Raw genomic sequence first — 19,557 nt, 5'->3', positions numbered from 1 at the left:
ATCAAATCCGTTCTATCAGTTCGTTCAGTTCACAAATAAAGTTTTCCACTTCCTTCAGTTTTTCCTCCAGTCCTTCCTCAAATGCCCCCATCCCATCATTGCTAACAGTCGCATGGGCATAGGTGGAGAGCAGGTCGTACTCGTTGGAGCAATCATTGAGCATATTGATGTACGATCGGGTAAATTCGCTCTCGTCATCATCGGTTATCAAGAACGTATGGTAAAAATCGACCATGCTCTCATATCCATCACGGACGGAGATCCGTTGTACCACCTGAAAATCCAATCTTTCCGAGGCCAAAAGGAGTTCCTTTAGTTTCTTGTACACCTCCCTTTTGGGTCTGTAGCTTTCCAATCTGGATTTCCAGTCCCTTACTTGAAAGTCGTTGTATTTCCTTTCGTAGCGACTCAGGAAATCAACTGAACCTTTCAATCTCTCCCCATAATCCTCATTGTGGGCTTCCCTGCAATATTCCATTTCCTCGATCAAAAAAGTCCATATCCAATCGATCCTGTCCTCGCACGTATCAAAGATCGAATCAAAGGGAAGTCCCTTGATAAAGGATAGGAGTATATCGAACAATTTTCTGTTCTTGCGCTTCATCCCGTACAATGGCTTTAGGTTGATACAGTAGATATTGCCCTTGTTCCCTATGTACCGTTTCAGGTCAAGTTCCAACTCCCCATCGCAATTGCGACATACATCGATAAGATCGACCCTTGCCCTGTCCCTGAGCCTGTTCGCACATCTGAGAATAAGGTCTTGCAGACTGTCCCTTTCATCGAACCTCCAAGAATTGATGCTCCCCGTGAACTTTCGGGTAACCTCCACCATCAGCCCTGCCAATTGGCGAAGTCCGTCCCCTGAATACTTTTCCGATATATCGTTCATGGCAATGGGCCATACATTCACGTCAGGAAGCAGTCCGTTCTTTTTGACAATGCCTTCATCCGCCTTGTCCCTGTACGGTGGCTGTCCTGTTGGAACGCCCTGAACAGGTCGTTGTGAAACTCCGTGAGTTCCCGTGAGGTGATGGTCTTTGATGGTGTTGTACATTTTCCCTTGTTTAAAAATTCATCCACGTTCATATCATCAACCTTTGGTTCCCGCCAATAATTGGAAGTGCACCTCATGGAACCCATCGATAATGCCCTTGTCCATGACATTGGCATTGGTCAGTTCGGGATATAGTGCGGAATAATGCTCCATGATCCTTTCATGTCCCATTTCGGGGTCGATATCCTCCAGTTCGATCTTTTCCCTGTTACCGTTCAGGAAAAGGTACTTTCGTGTTATGTTAGCGATCTGCATCTTGGAAAAGGTTTGGTGATTCATATTGGGACATCTGCTCCAAGACCTTTTTGGCCTCTTTGTTCTCGGGGTCAATAGCCAAGATCTCCTTGGCAGCCTTGATCGCCCTCTCATGGTCTTTCATCGGGTTGAAGTCCTTTTCCTTGATAAGGTTCTGCAAGGCGGTGGTCTTCTTGCCCAAAGATTCCTTTTGTTTCTTGGCCTTTGCCGTTCTGCCCTCGGAAGCCTTCAGGGATGCCTCATAGGCCTCCACGCTGTCGAACATGGTCTTTGTGCGCTCCAATGGTCTTTGGACGGCCTCGAAGAACTTGTTGTCCATTTCCTCAACGCTTGCTCGTAGGCTCAATGGTCTTAGGGATTTCAGTCCCTTGTCATCGGCATGGCTCTTGGGCAGTACGGACACCGATACTTCTCCATCGGAAAAGGTGATGCTCAGCCCCAACTGTCGTACCCCCGTTTTTTCAAGGGATGAAAAAAATTGGTTCATAAACGATGTATTTAACTGTTTTACAATTGATTAACTATTGTAAATATACGATCAGGGGGTGGGTAGGGCAGGATAATCCGAGGAAATATCCACCCTTTTCTTCTTCCTCCCTTTCCACAAAAAAGCACCCGTCAGGGTGCCATGTCCCATGACAGCATCCATGGGTCGACAGGGGTCGTTGTCCCATTTTATGGGTAGGGAAAAGAATGATCCGAGCGGTGGGAAGATAAATGCAAGTGGGCGTTTTTTCGCCCGCTTGCTTTTATGCCCGGTTCCGAGGGGGTTGAACGCCCGGACCGAAGGGAAGGGTCTTCAACTTCCGCAGGAACAGGGATGACAGCATAAAAAATACTTCATTATGGTAATCCTGCCCATTCTGTTCTTATTTTTTGGGAGGGGAAAATTCCAATTTTATTTTCCAATCCAAGGCATTCATCTTTTCTAAAAAACCATGGATTCCTTGTATCAGATCTTTGTACGTCGGGGAATCCCCATAAATCATCTGTTCCTGCATTGTCCTATAATCGGCCTGCCAAGCTTCTTCGAGATCCGATGGCGGGATGGGCTGTATAGTCTGGGGTTGGTGCAGGTTATAATCCACCCCGCCAAGTCTTGTGAACACATATCTGTGGCTGACAATGGTTTCATATAATCCTATGTCATGGATGGCATTGGTCGCAAATTCCGTTTTCGCCAATTGATAGATATCATAAAGGTGGCGGCTAAGCCTGTCCACCCTTATCTTTTCCTTGGGACGTTGGAATTCCTCGTGCAAAAGGAACAGTTTTTCCAAAAAAGTCCTTTCGGGCGTTACGGATGGGACCATCACCGGAGGCTCCATGAATTCGGCATCGGGATATTGTTCATCCACAAAGGAACTTATCGGTTTGGGGCTAAAAGGTTCCCTTAGGGAACGGCAACCGATCTCGACCTGAATCCTTGGCTGTATGTATCCGGGGGATTTGGTGATATGGGGATAGTAGATTTCTATGATACGTGGATCTTGGTCGCTTGATTCGGCGGGAACGATATTGAAACCGACATCATTGAATCCGTTCTCCGTGAACCGTCTTTGCAGTTCAGGGTAGAATTCCCCTGAAATATAGGAACTTGTTTCTTTCCTGAGTTTCGTGAGCTGTTTTTTTGATAGTTCCCCGGAATACCCAAAAAAACTACGGTCAACGGCGAGGTCAATATCCTCGCTGAACCGTTCTATCTGTTTCCATGCCTTGCTCAAGGATGTCCCGCCCTTGAACACCAAATGTTCACCTATTCCCATTTCAAAGATCGTCCTCAATGTATGGACGACCCACCAGTCCTTTTCAACTGCAAAATCGGGCACTCCCGTTCTGTTCCCTACATTTTGATAGATGGCCAGTTTATCCTCTTTGGGGATGTTGTAAAATGTGGTTTTATCCATTGTCCAAGCTCTTTTCCATAATTTTCTGTATCCATACCGGTGCCAGTTCTATATCATGGAGCAGGTCCTTTTGGTCTTCTTTTTTCAAAAGGGCCATGATTTTTGCTTCCTCCTCTTCCGTTAATCTGTCCTTTCCAATTTCACGGAGGGCCTGTATCACCAATCTGCTTATCCCGCCCTTGGCCGATAGATTCTTGGGGGTGGTCTTCTTCAGTTTTATACTTCGTTTGCCCAGTTTTATTTCCCTGGGGGCTCCATCGGTAAGAAAGACAAGTTTCATGGGCACTTGTGTACTGAGCCCCAGCGCACTTAGGGCATATGCCCCGGTGGGCACCAACCTAATCTTGTCCCTTTTGGCTATGGCCATTGCGATTTCCTCCGCCGTTGGCAATACCTCCCCTGCATATTTGCTTATTTTGGGACGCGCATAGATTCCCTGGGCCACCCTTTGTACATAACCTTCCTTTTCCAATCTATGGAGGGCCAAACGTACCGCTTCGGATGAACCCAGCCCCCGAAAGTCGTCAGGGAACAATAGCTCTCCCCGTTTCTTCCTGGAAATACTTTTCTTTATTTTGGATTCGATACTCTCCACTGGTTTATTTTGTAACAAATTTAGCAAATATTTGTTACAATAATTTTCCATGAAGGCTTTTTTACCATTTGGTATTGTACCCGAGGGTATAAAATTGGAACCATGGCCTTGGCAACGGTTCATAATGATCGGCCCGTCCCTACATCCAAGGACTCCGAATGGGAGATTACCGATTTTTCAGGTTCTTTTTCCTTATCAGTAATATCCACATCGAACTTTTTGTCCAGTTCATCGTTGATCTGTTCCATTCTTGTTTCCACCTCCTTGAGTTCGTCCGATTTATCAAAATCAAGGTCCAAGATCTTTTGGTTGGCGGTAATGTGGTGTCCATGGTCAAGGGCCAGTTCCTTTTGGTCCTTAATTGACCGGGGAACCTTGGAAAGGGCATTGTACATGTAATCGGCAACACTCTTGGGGTTCGTAACGATTCGTCTGGCCCCATGTCCATAGGTCGCATTGTCGGTCCGGACAAATAGGGAATGGGTCTCCACATCCTCTATCCTGATGCACAGCCTCGCCCCATCCATCTTTAGGACCTGGTGTTCCGAAGCCATGCCATTGTGCTTCTGAAAAAAATCGATAATGGCCTGTCCAATATCCGTATCCTGGGCATTTGATGGAAGCTCCATAGCATCCCTGACAAGTCCATAATAAGTTTCCTTGCTTTCCATCAATTGCCATATCGGCAGGTCCCTTTCGAGCTTTTCAATGTTCTTCGATACCTTTTCCCTCTCCCTGGAATGGAACCGGATGTTGTTCTCCGCTTCAAGCCTGTTACGCTTGAAGATGGATCGTTCCAGTTGAAGCTCTTCCAGCCTCTTGCCCAGTTGTTCCTTTTCCAGAAAGAGCGGGTCGTTCTTGGCCACGGCCAACAGGGTCTTGTAATCGATGGACCCGTTGTCGTCCACTGGGCCCATGTCCAGTCTGTTGAACTGGATGGTTCCATTGGTGATCTGTTCGATAAAGTTCTTTTTGGTATTGACATTATTGAGCATCAGGGCATCGGTGGAGTTCTCGACGATATAAAAGGAGATGGTGACCTTATTGTCCCAATATTTTTTGGCCATTTCATTCCCTTTCCTTGCGCCCCTTCCGTTACGCTGGTCCACGTCCGTGGGCCGATGGGGAATATCGACATGGTGGATCCTGACCATCCTTCGCTGGATATTGGTTCCTGTTCCCAATTTTTCCGTGGAGCCAATGATGATACGGTACTTGCCGGAGTTCAGGTCATCAAAGCATTGGAGCCTTTTTCCATCGGTCTTGAAATCGTGGATGAACACCACCTCTTCGGACGGGACATCAAATTCCTCGGTCAAGATCCGCTTGATCTCCGAATAAACGTTAAAGGTGTCCTTTGGGGTGCCCAGATCGGAAAAAATCGCCTGGGTACCTTTAAAATCGTTGCTCTCGGTATAGGTCCGATAGACCTCACGGGCGATGATTCGCAATTTGGCCTCCCCGGGATCCTCCAGATCGGGGTTGAGCAATCTGGGATCGATGGAGGCATGCCGCATATGGTGCAGCGCAATCAGGGAAAGTGCCCCCTTTTGATCCTCGGTATAGGTCTTGTTGCCATACAGATGGTCACTGTTCCCTGTTCCAAGAAAGGTCTTTATTTGTTCAAAATAGGCCAATTGGCCCTCGGTGGGCTTGATGGTATGTACATCCATCACCGCTTTGGGCCGATCGATATGGTGGGTCCGTGCGTTGACGATGATGGAAATTTCATTGTACAGGGTGGACAGCAATTTCATCTTCTTGAAGGAGCGGAACCGCTCACGGACCTTATAGTCCCCCGAGACCGTGGGCTCGAACTCATAGGATTTATTGGCGAAAACCTGGGCCCATTGGTCAAAGGAGGCTATGTTCATTTCCTTGAGCCTTTCCGGGATCAGGTACTTGAACAGGACGTACACCTCGGTTATGGAATTGGAGATGGGCGTGCCCGATAGAAAAGTGGCCTGAAAGTCTTTCCCTCTGGATCTTTGGAGGGTCCTGATCGCCGTGTACAGGTTTTTGCTCCTTTCAGATCCGGTACTGGTGTTCAGGCCTGCCACCCTGGAATGCCTGGTGGTGTACATCAGGTTCTTGAACTTATGGGACTCGTCGACCATGATATGCTCAAATCCCAATTGGTCAAAGGTCAATATCCTGTCCTTTCCTTTTTCGATCTGGTGGTAAATGTTCTGGAGCTGTGCCTCCAGGTTTTCCTTTCGTATCTCCAGCCCCTTCAGTACCCTTTTATTGATATCGTACTTGTTCTCATAGATCACTCCCAGGTCCTTTTCCAGATTGTCCAGTTCCTCTTGGATGATTTCCTTGATGATCTCGGGGGACTGGGGTATGAACTTGAAGGTATCGTGGCTCATCAATACCACATCGGGACGTTGGGAGACGACCTTGGCAAAAAAGGCGTTCCTTTTCTGGAGTCCCGCCACCTCCCTGTCGTTGGCCACCAACAGTTTCATTTGGGGAAAGGCATTGCGGAACTCCTTTTCCAACTGTACCACCGTCGATCTCAGGCCGATGATCACCGTCCTTTTGGACAGGCCGAGTTCACGGAGTTTTTCGGTGGAAAGTGCCATATCCAGGGTCTTTCCGAAACCGACCTCCTTATTGACCAGGAGACCTTGGTTGATGATGATCCCGGCCACGGTGTCTTTTTGACTACTGTAGGGTTCAAAGTGTCTCAATCCCTGGAACTCCAGATAGCTCCCATCATATTTGGGCATGATCTTGGCATCATAAATGGAATAAAATTGGAACTCCAACGACTTTTTGAGTTCACTGTTCCCGATCACATATTCGTTGAATTCCCTGTATAGGATCTCAAACTTTATGTTCACCTCCTGCATCTTGGTCTTGTCGGTCCTTTTAAAATCCCCGGACCCTTTTGATATATAGGGTATGGTCGAGTTCAGGGCACCTTCCAGGATGTCCTTGAAACCGTAGTATCGGTGTTCGGAACTGACGTAAAACTTTTTGACGCTCGCATAGTCGTATTTTTCGATCTTGACCATGTATTTTGAAGTGGTCTCATTGTAGCTTATGTGTGCCAATGTACCATAGGTGTCGAAAATAAAGGATTGGGTCACCTCAATGGGAAACCAGGGCTCATGGATCTTGACATCGAGATCCTCGAACGGGGTAATCGGCGGGTTGACCTTTTCCAGTTCCAAAATGGACCGGGAGAGGATGTCCCTGTCCACAAAGGAACGGAACTCCCCAAAATCGTTGTTCCGGTACCATTGTATCTTTTTATGGATGACACCGGACACAAACAGATATTTTGGGGCAAGCCTGCACCCATCTTCGGTCGGGTCGATGAACAACAGGCCCTTGGAAAGGGATTCCCTGATCACGGTTTCATTCGGCTTGTCCGTAAGCCCGGCAATGGCATCGATATCGATCCGATTGTACCGGTTCAGGGAAAAATAAATGGCATCCTGTAGGGTCAACCGTTCGGGGCTTTCTTCCACTTGTGGGGCCCAGGGGGTCAAAAGAAATTGGCCCTTGGCAAAAGTCCCTTGTTCAGGGCTTTCCAATGCCAGTATCAAAGGTCCCTGGACATCTAGGGTCACTAAATGGTAATTGGCCTTGTCGTTCAGGTTCCCGTATTGGAAAAGGAACACGTCGTATTGATAGTTCAGGTCCTCCCAGATTTTCTGTCCATCTACGACCTTGGGATCCAACAGCTTTACATAGGTGTCCCGTAGGGAGATGATCTTGGTCAGTTTATCGAACTCGGCCGGTTTGGTCTTCAGGTAGTAATACTGGCCGGAATCGGTAATCTTTGCAATTTTTTGTTCCGCTACGATTAGGCTGCCCGGTCTTAATGGGCCTTCATATGACTGTTGAGGGTTTCTAGGCACAGCGGCCATATCCGTTTTTTTCTCCGTTACTGTCCTTGATTTGGTAATCGATGACCTTAAGGTCAACAAGGCTTCCCTTATGGCGGGTTCGATAGTGGCAATATTATTGGGGTTCTTTACGGTATAATCGGAACGATCATAAAGCCCTCCCGGTTCCATGGTCCCCAGGATATTTTCGGGATGGGCATCAAAATAGGCATTCATTTGGATTTCGTTGCCTTCAAGATTGACCTTTGCCGTTCCCATGAAAAGTCGGTTCCTTTCCCCCTGTTCCAAGGATGGGTTCTTGGCACGGCTTTTTTGGAAGACCAGGATATCGGCGATCACCGAGGTGTTTTCCTGCTCAAAGGCATTGTCCGGCAACCTGACCCCACCCAAAAAATCATTGTCCTTAATGACATCTTCACGGATTTGCCCATATTTTGCCTTATCAAGGAAATTCTTGGTACATATCAATACCACCAATCCCTCTGGTTTGGCCAATGCCAGACTTTTATGGACAAAGTAGCTATGGACATTGCTGGTAAGCCCGTCCCTTAACGGATGGCCTGCAAGGTCGGGATCGAAGACCTTGTTGGCACCAAAGGGGATGTTGCTGATGACCAGATCATAACTTTTGGTGGCATCGCTCTGGCCAATACCCTCAAATGGGATGCCGAACACCCGAACATTGTCCCTGTGCTTGAAATTATGTTCCAAGATCCGTGCGGTCAGGATCTCCTTTTCAAAGGCCGTGACCCTGGCCTTGGGATATCGGTGCAACAGTTCCCTGATGATCAACCCGTTCCCCGCACTGGGCTCCAAAATGGTCCCTGGGGAAAAGTCGGGTATCCCGGCCAAAAATTCCATCATGGCCCGGATTACGGGCACTGGGGTATAGAACGAGTTCAGTGAGCCCTTTTTTAGGCTGTCCACAAGGGTATCCGTATACGTATCGCCCACATATTGGTTCAATGCACCTAAAAACCGTTCCCGGTATTTTTCATTTTTGAGGATGTCGAAAATGTTGCCGAACCCTGGATTGTTGATGAACGTATGCCCGAGGGTGTCCGAATTTCGCAATGCGTCAATGGTCCGGACCATAAAGTCCAGATATTTCTTTTTTGAGTATTTCATAGATCGTGAGTTAAGGAATTTTTTGGACCGTCCATTAAGGCCGGCCCTGCAGGGATTGTTCCCCTGCTTTAAGGTTATAATGCCATAGTGTTATGTTCTTTTAAATGTTAATGCCGACGCATCAAGGTCAATGGAGATTGTTACCACGTTCAGGTTCTTTGGCCCTGTCCAATTGGATCCTGGCCAAAACAACTGGTCTGCGGTCCGGGCCGCTATTGCCAAGGATGGATCTCATGACCTATAGTTTTAGCATGTTCTGTTCTTTGGGTTTCTTGATCTGCTCCTTTTCCAGATTATATAGCATTGGATCGAATCCATAGGGGTAATCATTGCCATCAAATGTGGGCGATTTTCCCATATCCTGGAACACAAAGTCTCGTAACGGAAATGTAGGTTCCCCCGTTTTGGTGGTATGATGGGGCACCCCCTCCACAAGTACATAATGGGTCCCCGATCCATCCCTTACGATTTCCCTTTGCCAGTGGTCATACTGGCCCGTTCTGATGATTGTTCTTGTTTTCATGGTTCATATATTTAGCGTGTTTTCGATTTTCCTTATGTCCGGTTTCTGTTCTTTGATTGCATCCAATGCCATCTGTAGATTTTCCGAATCCGAAAAATGGGTCCGAAGGTGTCCCATGACCGGTCCATTGACAGGCCTGAAATGTAGTTCTTGATTATTTCGGCCGGTTTCGGCATAGTGCCATCGGCCATCCATATAATGCCTTTTTAGATAAGCGGTCCGTCCACCGCTTTCCAATCGGATCGCACCCTTTTCGATCACGAAGTCCTTTTCCCTTACGATCTTTTTGGCCAAGTAGTACTTGACCTTGGCACTATGGGCAGGGGATTCCATGGCCTCCCTGAAAGTTGTCCAGTCCATCCCCTGGGTCTTTTCACCGTTCCTTTTACCAATGTACAACTGCCCCTCCCTGATGCCGAGGACAAGTCCGAACCTGAGCTTGGCAATCCGATCGACCCGTTCGTTCCGGAGCATTTCTTGGATTTCTTCACGGGTAAGGTGCAGCAAATCCGCAGAGGTCTTGAGAAAGGGTTGGAAGACAAGATAATGTGCATTGGCCTCCGTCAACCTTAGGATTTCATGGCCTTTTATCGATGCTGGGAACAGGATCGGTCTGTGCAGATGCTCCATGGGATGCTCCAATACCCCTGCATCCAATGGCAATACCCCGTTCCCAAAGTATTTATTGGACCTAAAGGACTTTTCGATAATGAGGTCATACATTTTACCGAGGGATTCGAAATCGGATGGAACGGTCCTTTGGATGTCCCTTGCAAAAAAGGAATGTCCTAACTCAAGTCCGTCCGTTGCCTTTGGATGAAGGCTGGACAATCTTCCCAAGAGTTCCGGCCAATCCAGTGGTTTCCATATGGGAATGTTATCATGGTCCCTCAGGGCCATAACGGGGGCTTTCCGATGTCTGTCGTACCCGAACCGGATCGAGGCCAGGAGGTCGTCATTTTCACTGACCTTGATGGTTCCCATGGCAACCACTCCTTGGTCGAGTTTCACCAACCCTTCTTTTTTCCGATGATAGGAAATCAGGCCGTTCAACGAAGCATCCGCATGCCCCGTTTTGGCCATATCCAGGTTCCTGTGATACTTGAGCCTTTGGATGTCCTGGATGTCCTCCGGGCGGACCCTTTCATATTCCAACGTGGCAAAGTCCCTAAAGTCCCTGTTCAACAACTTTTCCTTAAGGTTCCATAATCTGGCCATGAGCTTTCTTGCCCTTTGCCATGGGTCTGGTCGTCTGTTTTCCTGTAATGGCTCCATAATTATTGTTCGATGAGTTCAAGTATGATCTTACGCTTCAGGTCCAATGAGGGTATGGGATCGATCTTTTCGCTGTTCTTGCTGACCTCATAATGCAGATGGCATCCAGTGGAATCCCCTGAACTGCCCACAGTCCCGATCAATTCGTGCTGTTGGACAAATTGCCCCTTGCCCACCAAGACCTTTGTCAGGTGCCCGTAAAGGGTCCTGAAACCAAAACGGTGCCGGATGATGATGTGGGTACCATACCCCGTTTTGGAACGAAGGATTGAAACCACCGTACCCGATGCAGTGGCATATACCTGTTTGTCCCTGGGGGCGGCAAAATCCAGGCCCATGTGTTTTTTCCTTTTTCCGGAAATGGGATGTACACGGTACCCAAAGGCACTGCTCAACCTATAGTCCCCCTTTTCCAAGGGCGTACACGAGGGGATTTCGTCCAACAGTCCGGGACTGTACCTGAAATAGGTTTCCAGGGAGGACATATAGGTGTAGTCCGGGATCTGGAAAAGATACTTTACGATCCTTTCCTCTATTTCAAAGAGCAACCGCTCCCTTTCCCTGTCCGAGACCACGCTGTCCATTGGGGCATTCCCTGTATTGGCCCTGAGGGACATACCATAGCGGTCCATGGCCACCATCTGTTCCCCGATATCCTCCTCCATCATGGAAAAGGCCTTGCCCAATAGAAGTACCGTTAGGGCAACGATAAGGAATATGAGGTACCGGACCTCCTTCTTGCCAAAGGATATCAGATGTCCCAATATCCGTTTCAGACCTTTTTTATTGAAAACCATTGCCATTTGAAAAGTTTTTATATATTTGTGGTGTCAGTTACAAACTTATTAATTATTTACAAATAAACGATTTTTAATCATATGTTGGACCGTTGGTTGGACAAAGACCATTTGATAGACCTCGCCGCCCTGTTCGGGCATTTCGGTCACGAACCTGTAAAAAGGGAACCCACCCATGTCCTGTTCAAAAGGAACGGCTGTTACAGCGTGGTCATCCATACCGAAAAAGGGTTTTTATATTACCACGTGGAGAGCCCCCAGAACAAACTGTCCGCTTCGGACCTTGTCTTGGAAGAGGTCTCCAGGACAGAGGGAAAAAAAAGCGAAACCCTTTGGGACAAGGTCGATCAAAGGTACCATCAGGTGACAGCGGCCAAGGAATTGATGTTGGATATGTCCAAGGATATCGGCCTGGAAAGGGTTACTACGGAATTCAACCACTTCCATTCCTATGCGGTGCCGTTCAAGGGAAAGTCGGAGGGGGTTTACTCCGATGTTGCCGGAACGGATGTCTTTAAGGACCGTATCTATGAGGCTCCTTCAGGGGAGCCATTGTTCCCCCTCTACAATATCCAGAATGAGACCGCCGGATATTTCCTGGACAGTGACAAGGGGGTCCGGCCCTATAGGGAATCCGATGCCAAACATTCCCTTTGGTATTCCAATATCCCCAAAACAATCGAATGGTTGGTCGTGTTCAAGGATCCCAGGGAGGCCATAGCCTTTCACAGGAAGTTCCAACTCGACAATGCCGTCTATATGGCCCTTGGGGAGATCAATTATGAGACCACCAAAATTTTGTTCGAGATCCGCAAATTGACCAAAGTAAAAAAGATCATCCTCTCGTTCACCGGTAGCAAAAAGATAGAAGGGTATCTACGGGACCTCAGTTTCATTTCCTTCATCGATGACACCAATTTCATGTTGAAACTTGGTGAAGGGGACCTAAAGGTCAAGTTCCAGGTAGGGGACGAAAAATCCTTTCTGCGCTTTTATAATTCCATAAAGGCCTTCAACCAAGGATTGGCAAAAAGTTTTTTAAAGTACAACAAGGCCCTGGACCAATTCCGCATCAACCGCCACAGTATTGTGGTAGGGAAGGAAGGGGACGGTATTTCGATAAGGGTGCCCCTTGAGGTGGGTGCCATCAAATATTTTGTCTGGTCCTATCATAAGAACTATCTGGGCAAAACATTGGACATTCTCAAACCCAAAATGGCCAATTGGCATTTGGAATGGGAATCGGACCAAAGTATTACATTAAAGGGGAAGGAGGTGCAGATGGAGGATTACCGGATAGCTTTATAAAATGGAAAAAGAGCGCTCCCGCCCTCTTTCCGAAATATTCCTTAACTCATCGATAAATGAATATCAACAAGTACCGCAAAGGTACGAAAATCAATATTCCTTAACAATTAAATACTCAGTAAAATGGAAAAACAAGTAGAAAGGGTTTTCGTAAAAGTGAACCAAATTTGGCAAAAAGGGGAAATCCTCTCCAAAGAGGAAAGCATCCTAAAGATCAAGACCCAGGGAGGCCTGGAATTCAACATTGACGAGACCAGTCCCTATGTTGAGAAAATGCGGTCCCCCGCCCAACGGTTCGCCTATGGGGAGGCCAAGGAAAAATTGGAGGGCGCCTATATCAGTTTTGACAAGCTTCCCGAGAACGTACAGGATGCCCTTGTCAAGGGAGAGGAGTACATCCATCGCTCCACCTATGTCAACGAAGGGGAACTCAAGGAAAGTGTCAAGGCCGTCCAATTGATGTACAGTTCCCAGAGCGGGTCCAAATTGGATGTACAGATCAAGAGGAACCAGCCTGTGACCCTTGCCCAGGCCACCGCCTATAACCACCAGTTCTCCAAGGAAGAGTTCGAGGCCATGGTCAATGACGGTAGATCCATCGTCTTCAATGGGGCGACCAAGGATGGGGAAATGTTCCCGAAGCTGGCCTATTACGAGCCAAAGCTCAATGACATCAGGACGAAGACCGCCCTTTCAGAGAATACTTATTTCTATGGGCAGCAATTGACCAAACAGCAGGCCGATGCCATGAACAAGGGAGAGACCGTGGAAATTTCCATCGCCACCAAAAAGGGCAGGAAGACCTATAACGTCACCTATAGCCCAAGGGCAGAAAGGTTCATTACAAAATCCCCGGAAAAGGCCAATGTAAAGAATCTGGAAACCAAGGGTCCGTTGTGGTCGGGGACGAAAAAAAAAAGAAACAGCATAATGCCATGAGCAAATAGGGAGCCAAAAGGTCCATTTGATGAACAAAAGCCGGCATATTCCGATATATCGGCTTTTTTCAATCTTATCAATCATGAAGAACACCATCAGCTATAAAGAAGACCCAGAATATTATAAACGGTTGATCGGCAAGATCAACCGGGAAGTGGACTTTGGAGGCCATCTATTGCGCACGGGCCATGTACTGCTCAAAAAAAGTGCAGGATCAATGGAATTCGCCAAGGAGGGCGACCGGATCGTCCTGATGACCTCAAGGGACCCCATCCCCTATTTCAACCGCAATGACTCGGAGGACAAGGGACTTTTCTTTTCGTTCCTAAAGAATAGGGAGGAGAACTTTTACAGGGCCGTCGAACAGGGCCTGGAAATCATTGACAGTGCCCACGAACATATTGCACGAAGCCCAAAGGTCCCCCAAAAAAAGACCAAAAGAAAATCCTTGGAGGAAAATTACAACATAGTACCAATTCGGAATGCCATATACCTGACCAAGGAAAGGGGCATTGCGATGGAAACCCTTGCATCCGATCCCTTTAGGGACAGGATCTTTAATGCCTTCCACCATAACGACAATGGAGGCAAGATCGCCAATGTGGCCTTTCCAAAATTCGATATCGGGGGAACCCCCAGGAACTATATCCTGTACAACAGGCCCTATAGGGACAGGCATACGGGGGAACTCAAGAAATTCCGCTTGGTGCTCAACGGAAAGGACCATTTTCTGTTCAGTTCCAATCCACCGAAAGAAGGGGCCCAACGGATCATTTTTGGGGAAAGCGGGGTGGATCTGCTGTCCTTCCATGAACTTGAGGGAAAAAGGGGTGATCTATATGTTTCCTTTGGAGGGAACGTCTATACCGAAAAACTGGATTTCTTTTATGAGCTCATCACCCCCTTTCTTTCAAGAAAAGGAATCCATCTCGTGTCCATTTTCGACAACGATGCCACGGGACACCGATTTGATGTCCAAGTTTTCACCAAGCTCATCAATGGCATGGCAAAAGGGGTCTATATCGAGAACAGGATCAACCGGGAGAGGGTATCGATGAACATCCACTACCATAAGGACCGTCGCGGTCAAATGGCCCATGATGCCCGTACGATCGAAGATTCGGTCGGTAATGCGTTCCCAAAGGGCCAAGGGTTCAAGACCATCCTTTTTTCGGACAAGTTGGCTCTTGAATTTTCAATCCCGGAATCCAGATCCACAACCATCTTGGATCCACAGATGGCCAAGGCACTACGGGTATTTTTGACCACCTTGGGCGGACTGTACCTTCCTGTAAGGGCCAAGATCATGAAATCGTTGGGCAAGGATTGGAACGACGACCTGAAAAGCAGCAAGAAGGAAAGGTACGAACAACTTGGGACCGTGGATCCGGATAGGATACGCCCAAGGGACAAGATCGTCCTCAAGACCAAAAGCGGACCGGAGGGCGCCCCCAATGAGGGCATCGTAGAGGAAATACGCCCAACCGGGGTCTTGGCCGATTTTGGGCTCCGGTATTCCTATATGATCCCCTTTCGGGCCATTGCGGCGCACCTTATGCACAAAAAGACATCAAAGGAGAACATCGCACAATTAAAAATATAAAACCCTCAAAGAGGGGTTTTTTGGGACATATCAAACACCAATATCCATAGAAAGGGTAATAAACAAATATCAATGTATTGACTTAAATTTAAACAAATGAAAATAATGGAAGAACTATCGGAAGGGTTGAAGGACCACCAATACTACTATGAACTGCTGGATGCACTTATCGAAGAGAACGATATGGAACTCAAGAACCGCCTCCAAATGGGGGATGGATATACCCAGTTCATCCGGGACCAATCAAAGGTCCTGTTGGACACTACCATCGAAATGGTACGGGAGAAGGGGATTTCCTTTCAGGAGGCATCCGACATCGCTTTGGAGGGATGGAGGGAAAAGACCTTTGGTTGATCCCATAATGGACCATATTCTTCCCTTCCATGCAAGATAAAAGGTTGGCACATTCGGCCATGTTCCTCTCCGTGGCACTTTTTGCGGTGATCGGCTATATCGATCATTATGCGCTATTGGCCTACCATGGGATCGATGGCCCGATACTCCGATGGATCTATGGTTTTTTTATGAAGTTCGGGCCGTTGCACCAAAAGTATCTGGGCAAACTGTTATTGCTCATGGCCATTGTGGCTGCGGTCATGTTGTACCATCCCAAAAAGATAGCGGAAAAGACCTATACCAAGGGCGTGTCGTACCTGACCCTTGGAATTTTATTCTTTGGTGCCGGTGATGTCCTTAAGGTTCCCAATATTGTTTTGTATTGGTCTTCGGTACCGTGCTATTTCCTGGGGTTCCTGTTTTCCCTATCGGGCAGTGTCCATCTCTTTCAAGTGCTCTCCTTTACCGACCTTTCCAAAGAGGACCCTTTCAATGAGGGGAACGAGACGTTCCAGCAGATGGAACAAGAGATCGATACCCCCTATTCGGTGAACATTCCCTATGACTACCGTTTCAAGGGAAAGATCAGAAAAGGCTGGGTCAACTTCGTCAACCTCTTTAGGGCCCTGTTGATCATCGGTACACCGGGAAGTGGGAAGTCGTTTGCCCTTTTTGAAGAGATCATCGAGCAGCTTATCGGCAAAATGTTCACCTTGCTCATCTATGACTTCAAGTTCGATACACTTTCCCGTATCGCCTATAACCATTGGCTGAAAAAGAAGGAACAACTCGGCACTGATGATCCGGAACAGTTGGGTTCCCTACCCGGGTTTTACACCATTTCCTTCGATGATCCGGAAAGGACCCACCGGAACAATCCCATTAGCCCCTACTTGATGAAGTCACAGATCGATGCCTCGGATGCGGCCACCATCATCATGAAGAACCTCAATAAGGAATGGATCAAACAGAACGATTTCTTTTCAAGGAGTGCCATCAGTTTTGTTTCGGGGCTCATCTGGTACCTGAAGAAGAAAGCGGAGGAGACCGGGACCAACATCTGTACCCTCCCCCATGTCATCATCCTTTCAACGGTCAATATACAGGTGCTCTTGGACATTATCCTGAGGGACATGGAAGTCCGTAACCTGATGATCCCCTTCAAGGATGCATTGGAACGGGAAGCTGGACAACAATTGGCCGGTCAGACCGCCAGTGCCCAGATATCACTCTCCATGCTCGCCACCAAGGAGATATTCTATGTGATGACCGGCAATGATTTCCAATTGGACATCAACAGCACATCCAGGCCCAAGATCGTATGCGTGCAGAACAATCCGGACCGATCGGAAATCTATGCCGCACCCATCGGGCTTATCATCAACAAGGCCCTTCAGGTGGTCAACAGGCCCGGGGGCAGGCCCATGGGGGTGATCCTTGACGAGGTGCCCACGATCTTCATCATGGGCCTCAGAAAGATCATCGATACGGGGAGGTCCCATTTGGTGGCCACTGTCCTTGGCATCCAAAGCGTCTCCCAGCTCATCGCCGATTACGGCAAGGAACTGGCCGATGTGATCTTTGACAACTGTGCGAACGTCTTCAGCGGTGCTGCCAAGGGGGAAACGGCCCGGCGCATCAGTGACATTTTTGGGAAGATCCACCAGGAAAAACTGTCCAGGACGGTCTCAAGGAACGACACGACCACCAGTATGGGCACCCAAATGATGGAACTGATGCCCAAGAGCAAGATAACCGGGATGTCAACGGGATATTTTGGCGGTATCGTGGCCGATACTTTTGAACATCCCATCAAGCAAAAACTGTGCTTTGGCCTATTGAGACCGAACATGGAGGCAAAAAAACACCAGGACAAATTCCCCCTTCCGATCACCAGGGACTTCAGGACCCCGGACCATGACAAAAAGGTAGGGGAACGCCTGGCATTGATGGAGGATATCGGCTTTTTTGACAAGGTGGCCCTACTTGATCTCGCCCAAAACGATTACATCGAATTCTATAACGTTTACCTGGAGAGCTTCACAAAGGAAAATTGCGATGGCCCGATGGAGCGAATGCAGTTCACTTCCTTGGTCCGTGACCTGAAACTGTACGATCATTTAAAGGACCTGGGGCAGTTGGTCGACAATAAGGAAGCCAATGGCTCCCAGATAAGGGCCTTCATGGAAAACCTTGTCGGAAGGATGTTCTTGGAACGGGAAATGGAACGGGTCCTGGACGAGGCCTTCCACAAGGTACTCGGGGACATTGATGATCTGGTCAAGGACGAATATTTCAAGATCAAGGGGGAACATCCCAAGTCCTCGATCTTCGATCCCGATAAGATAACGGATGAAATCGGGTCTTCACTGGACGCAAACAGGGAGATAGCCCTGGAATTTTTGGAGGACTTCAACCAAATGTCCGGCCCAGACCTGTTCGAGGATATGGACGGGTCACAGGAAAGACCTACTTTTAAGGAAGATAATAGCAAAGGGGAAAGTCTGGCCGCCCTATGGGATGGGGCCGATCTTTTCGAGGAAGAACCCTATTCCTCCTACCCCGTTCAAAATTTATAGACATGAAGGATATCGACGAACTTAAGAACGCGAAAGCGGAGGATTTTTATTACATCGGAAAAAGGCTCAGGGAGATCCGGGACGATCTGGTCGAAGCGGACGATACCACGGACAAGCGCAATTCCCATTATTCAAGAAAAAATGTGTGTGAGCGATTGGGTGTCGATTATTCGACCTTGACCAATGTGGAACGCGGTACGATCTCCCCTACCACCTTCAAACTGATCCTGTACTATTATTCCTTGGGCTACAATCCCATGTGGATCATCGCCACGGACAATGAGTTCATCCCGAAGCGCAATATCGGGGAAAACCTCGTCTATCAGGAAGGGATCCAAGAAAATTTCAAGGCCTTGGAGTCCAATATACTGGAAGCCCTTTCGGGGTTCAAATCAAAAATTTAAGCAACGATGGAAAACTGACACGGACCATCATTGGACATCTATATTGAAATATTCATTTATTCATTTATTCATTTATTCATTTATTCATTTATTCATTTATACAAATAAACATTTCACCAAATGAGCAATCATCCAACTGTATGATTATACAAATACTTATATCAACAAATATCCAAACCATTGAACAAATGCCTATGTAATTGACCCTATATACAAATATTCCTTTACTCACTTAAATACATATCAATATGAAAACAAAGATCATTTCAGTCGCCGGAGAAAAAGGCGGCGTGGGCAAAACGACCCTCAACATCATGTTGGCCACCAACCTGTTCCATACCTATGGAAAGAAGGTCGTCCTTTTGGATGTGGACGACCCCCAGTTCTCCATTTTCAAAAAAAGACAGCGCGAACTGGACCTTATCGGCGAAAACGAAGAAGACAATATCCCGATATATCCGATAATCCGGGTGACGGTAAGGACCATTAAGGAGAAGATCCTGCAGCATTATGGAAAAGTGGACTACATCATCATCGACTTTCCGGGAAGCCTGAGCCTCGAAATGGTACAGGGCCTTATGTTCGTCGAACATATCTTCATACCCTTCGACCATGACGAGCTGGAAATCGACAGTACCTTCAATTTCTACAGGACATTGAAGAAAAACTTCTTGGACAATGGGGACCGGGTACTGCGATCGGTCCATCTTTTCTTCAACAAATATCGGGAAGTCCAGAAGAACAAGTTCGCGAACTTAAAGGGCGATGTCCTGACGGCAGGCCTTCCCTTCATGCAGCATGTGGTCAAGGAGAAGACCATATACCGGGAACAGTACAGGAGCACCCTCCATCCCATCCCGGAACAAATGGAGACGGGACCACGGGATATCAGGAACTTTTTTGAGGAAGTCCTTAAATTATCCAATAATTGATATGGCCATGAAACCCTCAATGAGGGATTTTTTAGGACGGACCAAATATGGCTACA

The 19,557-nt window shown here is 47.6% G+C and carries 16 protein-coding genes; 7 read left to right on the top strand and 9 right to left on the bottom strand.

What is annotated here, in order from left to right; genetic code table 11:
- Window position 1: 1 nt before the first annotated feature.
- From ABTP35_RS12835 to ABTP35_RS12795, 9 genes are all read right to left on the bottom strand, one after another.
- On the bottom strand, window positions 2–1,057 hold the full coding sequence (locus tag ABTP35_RS12835) for a hypothetical protein (RefSeq protein ID WP_207025778.1): 1,056 nt from the start codon (window positions 1,055–1,057) through the stop codon (window positions 2–4).
- Between the two features lie 36 nt (window positions 1,058–1,093).
- Window positions 1,094–1,312: a PRTRC system protein C gene (locus ABTP35_RS12830; RefSeq protein WP_207025777.1), complete on the bottom strand. Its 219-nt coding sequence runs from the start codon at window positions 1,310–1,312 to the stop codon at window positions 1,094–1,096.
- Complete coding sequence (locus ABTP35_RS12825) at window positions 1,299–1,799, bottom strand: PRTRC system protein E (RefSeq protein WP_207025776.1); 501 nt, start codon at window positions 1,797–1,799, stop codon at window positions 1,299–1,301. Before ABTP35_RS12825 ends, ABTP35_RS12830 begins: the two co-directional genes overlap by 14 nt.
- A gap of 382 nt (window positions 1,800–2,181) precedes the next feature.
- Window positions 2,182–3,219: a nucleotidyl transferase AbiEii/AbiGii toxin family protein gene (locus tag ABTP35_RS12820; RefSeq protein WP_375334244.1), complete on the bottom strand. Its 1,038-nt coding sequence runs from the start codon at window positions 3,217–3,219 to the stop codon at window positions 2,182–2,184.
- On the bottom strand, window positions 3,212–3,865 hold the full coding sequence (locus ABTP35_RS12815) for a DUF6088 family protein (protein ID WP_375334243.1): 654 nt from the start codon (window positions 3,863–3,865) through the stop codon (window positions 3,212–3,214). Before ABTP35_RS12815 ends, ABTP35_RS12820 begins: the two co-directional genes overlap by 8 nt.
- Window positions 3,866–3,933: 68 nt before the next feature.
- Window positions 3,934–8,805: an SNF2-related protein gene (locus ABTP35_RS12810; RefSeq protein WP_375334242.1), complete on the bottom strand. Its 4,872-nt coding sequence runs from the start codon at window positions 8,803–8,805 to the stop codon at window positions 3,934–3,936.
- 238 nt (window positions 8,806–9,043) lie between these two features.
- On the bottom strand, window positions 9,044–9,328 hold the full coding sequence (locus ABTP35_RS12805) for a hypothetical protein (RefSeq protein ID WP_207025770.1): 285 nt from the start codon (window positions 9,326–9,328) through the stop codon (window positions 9,044–9,046).
- A gap of 3 nt (window positions 9,329–9,331) precedes the next feature.
- Window positions 9,332–10,603 carry a hypothetical protein gene (locus ABTP35_RS12800; protein ID WP_375334241.1) on the bottom strand — a complete coding sequence of 424 codons (1,272 nt, stop codon included), beginning with the start codon at window positions 10,601–10,603 and terminating at the stop codon, window positions 9,332–9,334.
- 2 nt (window positions 10,604–10,605) lie between these two features.
- Window positions 10,606–11,406, bottom strand: a complete 801-nt coding sequence (locus ABTP35_RS12795; protein ID WP_207025768.1) for a M23 family metallopeptidase — start codon at window positions 11,404–11,406, stop codon at window positions 10,606–10,608.
- A gap of 75 nt (window positions 11,407–11,481) precedes the next feature.
- Between ABTP35_RS12795 and ABTP35_RS12790 the strand changes: the two genes are divergently transcribed.
- The 7 genes from ABTP35_RS12790 to ABTP35_RS12760 all read left to right on the top strand — a co-directional run bounded on the left by ABTP35_RS12790 (window position 11,482) and on the right by ABTP35_RS12760 (window position 19,501).
- Window positions 11,482–12,708 (top strand): hypothetical protein, encoded by a 1,227-nt coding sequence (locus ABTP35_RS12790; protein ID WP_375334240.1) that lies wholly within the window; start codon window positions 11,482–11,484, stop codon window positions 12,706–12,708.
- 123 nt (window positions 12,709–12,831) lie between these two features.
- Window positions 12,832–13,647 (top strand): hypothetical protein, encoded by an 816-nt coding sequence (locus ABTP35_RS12785; RefSeq protein WP_207025766.1) that lies wholly within the window; start codon window positions 12,832–12,834, stop codon window positions 13,645–13,647.
- An 82-nt stretch (window positions 13,648–13,729) separates the two neighbouring features.
- Window positions 13,730–15,250, top strand: a complete 1,521-nt coding sequence (locus tag ABTP35_RS12780; protein ID WP_207025764.1) for a toprim domain-containing protein — start codon at window positions 13,730–13,732, stop codon at window positions 15,248–15,250.
- 96 nt (window positions 15,251–15,346) lie between these two features.
- The gene (locus ABTP35_RS12775; protein ID WP_207025762.1) at window positions 15,347–15,604 is read left to right on the top strand and encodes a hypothetical protein; all 258 of its coding nucleotides are present in this window, start codon (window positions 15,347–15,349) and stop codon (window positions 15,602–15,604) included.
- Between the two features lie 29 nt (window positions 15,605–15,633).
- Window positions 15,634–18,165 (top strand): TraM recognition domain-containing protein, encoded by a 2,532-nt coding sequence (locus ABTP35_RS12770; RefSeq protein ID WP_375334239.1) that lies wholly within the window; start codon window positions 15,634–15,636, stop codon window positions 18,163–18,165.
- A gap of 2 nt (window positions 18,166–18,167) precedes the next feature.
- Window positions 18,168–18,569 (top strand): helix-turn-helix domain-containing protein, encoded by a 402-nt coding sequence (locus ABTP35_RS12765; protein WP_072882370.1) that lies wholly within the window; start codon window positions 18,168–18,170, stop codon window positions 18,567–18,569.
- A 248-nt stretch (window positions 18,570–18,817) separates the two neighbouring features.
- On the top strand, window positions 18,818–19,501 hold the full coding sequence (locus ABTP35_RS12760) for a ParA family protein (protein WP_207025756.1): 684 nt from the start codon (window positions 18,818–18,820) through the stop codon (window positions 19,499–19,501).
- Window positions 19,502–19,557 lie beyond the last annotated feature (56 nt).

Source organism: Flagellimonas alginilytica (assembly GCF_042134605.1).
Lineage (GTDB): Bacteria > Bacteroidota > Bacteroidia > Flavobacteriales > Flavobacteriaceae > Flagellimonas > Flagellimonas alginolytica.
This window is presented reverse-complemented; position numbering and strand designations above follow the sequence as displayed.

Coding starts and splice junctions, on each gene's coding strand:
- ABTP35_RS12830 (WP_207025777.1), bottom strand. CDS start 1,312: ATGCAGATCGCTAACATAACACGAAAGTACCTTTTCCTGAACGGTAAC.
- ABTP35_RS12785 (WP_207025766.1), top strand. CDS start 12,832: ATGGAAAAACAAGTAGAAAGGGTTTTCGTAAAAGTGAACCAAATTTGG.
- ABTP35_RS12765 (WP_072882370.1), top strand. CDS start 18,168: ATGAAGGATATCGACGAACTTAAGAACGCGAAAGCGGAGGATTTTTAT.
- ABTP35_RS12815 (WP_375334243.1), bottom strand. CDS start 3,865: ATGGAAAATTATTGTAACAAATATTTGCTAAATTTGTTACAAAATAAA.
- ABTP35_RS12825 (WP_207025776.1), bottom strand. CDS start 1,799: ATGAACCAATTTTTTTCATCCCTTGAAAAAACGGGGGTACGACAGTTG.
- ABTP35_RS12805 (WP_207025770.1), bottom strand. CDS start 9,328: ATGAAAACAAGAACAATCATCAGAACGGGCCAGTATGACCACTGGCAA.
- ABTP35_RS12775 (WP_207025762.1), top strand. CDS start 15,347: ATGAAAATAATGGAAGAACTATCGGAAGGGTTGAAGGACCACCAATAC.
- ABTP35_RS12790 (WP_375334240.1), top strand. CDS start 11,482: ATGTTGGACCGTTGGTTGGACAAAGACCATTTGATAGACCTCGCCGCC.
- ABTP35_RS12795 (WP_207025768.1), bottom strand. CDS start 11,406: ATGGCAATGGTTTTCAATAAAAAAGGTCTGAAACGGATATTGGGACAT.
- ABTP35_RS12780 (WP_207025764.1), top strand. CDS start 13,730: ATGAAGAACACCATCAGCTATAAAGAAGACCCAGAATATTATAAACGG.
- ABTP35_RS12820 (WP_375334244.1), bottom strand. CDS start 3,219: ATGGATAAAACCACATTTTACAACATCCCCAAAGAGGATAAACTGGCC.
- ABTP35_RS12770 (WP_375334239.1), top strand. CDS start 15,634: ATGCAAGATAAAAGGTTGGCACATTCGGCCATGTTCCTCTCCGTGGCA.
- ABTP35_RS12810 (WP_375334242.1), bottom strand. CDS start 8,805: ATGAAATACTCAAAAAAGAAATATCTGGACTTTATGGTCCGGACCATT.
- ABTP35_RS12760 (WP_207025756.1), top strand. CDS start 18,818: ATGAAAACAAAGATCATTTCAGTCGCCGGAGAAAAAGGCGGCGTGGGC.
- ABTP35_RS12835 (WP_207025778.1), bottom strand. CDS start 1,057: ATGTACAACACCATCAAAGACCATCACCTCACGGGAACTCACGGAGTT.
- ABTP35_RS12800 (WP_375334241.1), bottom strand. CDS start 10,603: ATGGAGCCATTACAGGAAAACAGACGACCAGACCCATGGCAAAGGGCA.